Source organism: Fulvimarina endophytica, from assembly GCF_003403015.1.
GTDB lineage: Bacteria > Pseudomonadota > Alphaproteobacteria > Rhizobiales > Rhizobiaceae > Fulvimarina > Fulvimarina endophytica.
In genome coordinates this window covers 1-1,944 of record NZ_QURL01000025.1, presented here as the reverse complement: position 1 = coordinate 1,944, position 1,944 = coordinate 1, and the positions used below count along the sequence as shown (strand labels likewise).

Annotated in this window: 2 protein-coding genes; both read left to right on the top strand. The window is 58.2% G+C overall.

The features are described from left to right. Positions 1-95: 95 nt before the first annotated feature. Positions 96-506, top strand: coding sequence for a glycosyltransferase (locus DYI37_RS19705; RefSeq protein ID WP_116684977.1), 411 nt, complete (start codon positions 96-98; stop codon positions 504-506). 633 nt (positions 507-1,139) lie between these two features. Next, positions 1,140-1,944, top strand: an 805-nt coding sequence (locus DYI37_RS19700; protein ID WP_116684978.1) for an alpha/beta fold hydrolase, incomplete at its 3' end; no start/stop codon positions are given.

Genomic DNA, 1,944 nt, shown 5'->3' with positions numbered 1-1,944 from the left:
GAGTGGACGATCAACGGTCAGAACGATCTGGTCGCGCAGATCTTCGGGCTACAAAAGGTTAACGAAGCCTGAAGATTGCGGGCCAAACGCGGCTTTTGCGACTTGCGCACAAAGTTGCGACAGGCCCCAATATCTTCATCGCACCGTTCGTCGATTACACCGAGCTGATCCCCCGCTTGGCAGGAGTCGTTACGAACGGCGGTTACGGCACTGTCTCTCTCGCGTTGCAGGCGGGTGTTCCAATTCTCGCGGTCGGCCGTTCTGAAGATAAGGCGGAGATCGGCGCACGCGTCGCATGGTCGGGAGCCGGGATCGAGATATCTACGGTGCCGCCAAGCAGCGACGAAATAGGAAACGCAATCAACCTCCTTCTCACTGAACCATCGTTTCGCAGCCGCGCGCAAGAGCTGGCGGGGGATTTCCGTGCCATCGATACACCGCACGAGATCATGGCGGTTATTGACGAGATGATAGGACGGATGAAGCCGCTCAACCTGGTAGAATAAACGTTTGAACTGCAGTTGAGTACGTAGGCTCTCTCAAGGACAGACGATGAGCAACAGACCACATCCGAACCACAGCTTGGCCTTCAGGGCGAAAGTCGCGCTGGCGGCAGTTGGCAAACCGAGCCACCGCTGCCCTCATCGAGGTGAGTGTTCAATACGCCTCCGAAACGGTTTCATCGCAAGTTGAATAGCGCGCTGCGCTTCGTCGGTAATTTCGTCGACTTGCTCTGGGGGTGGCCTTGAAATTCGTTGTAGTGCGACCCCGCGTAGCAGACCGAGGGGCAAAACTGCCATCGCCTCGCAGTCGGCGTTACCCCGGACCGAGCCGTTGCGAACTTCTTAATCGACCTTCTCGGCAAGCAGACGCCGGAAGTAGGCATCCTATTGTGCGTAGGGGGGCATCGAAACGGGATCGGCGGCAATTTCCTCGTCCCACGTATGCAAGAACGCTCGCGCTGCAGGTCGCCGCTTGCTTACCTTCTCATGAATGGCTGCACCGACATGTTGCTCTCGGCGGTACCATGCGGGACGAAAGGCCTACAAGAGCATCACTCAAATCTTGAGTGCACACTCGTTGTAACAGGACGAAGACATGTTCATTGCTTATCGAATAACAAGTTTTGAGGTTCTTACGTGTCTAGTATCCCCCTTGTTCTTATACACGGTAACCCGTCGACGGCCGCCATCTGGGGGCCGCTTATTGGTGAACTCGACAGGGCCGACGCGATCGCCATTTCTCCGCCTGGCTTCGGTATCCCTGCTCCTCGCAATTTCGAGCCGTCTGTGTCTGCCTACCAAGAATGGTTGACAGCGCAGCTGGAGAAATTCCGCGAGCCGGTCGACCTGGTCGGGCACGACTGGGGCGGCATCCACGTCGCAATTCTCGCCGTGAGTCGCCCTGACCTAATCCGGAGTTGGGCCTCGGACGCTCTCGGCGTCTTCGCACCCGATTATGTCTGGCATGCACGGGCGGAGGTGTGGCAGCAGGAAGGTCCTGGTGAGGCTTCGGCGCAGGAGATATTCGGCGGCGACTTCGAGCAGCGTCTCGCCGTGGTAATGCGCCTCGGAATGACTGGACGCATGGCTGAGCGGGTCGCGGCCGGTCTGGATCCGGAGATGGGTCGCACCGTCCTTAAGCTGCTACGCTCGGCAAAGCAGCCCGCGATGGTCGAAGCGGGAAAGCTTTTGCCAAAAGCGTCACAACGTCCGGGGTTGGCACTCAATGCCGCGGATGACTTTGGGCGTGCAAGTGGAACCTTGGAACAGCATGAGTGGGCGGCACGGCAATCGGGTGCAAGGATGGTGCATCTAGCTAGGTGTTTAGTCCCGCAGTGTGATGGCGTATCATTGACCTTCAAAGAGAGGGAAGCGCTATGGGCCAGGTTCTTCACGGCAGCGCCAAGACCACGCACGCCGTTCGAGCAGAACTACAGCGATC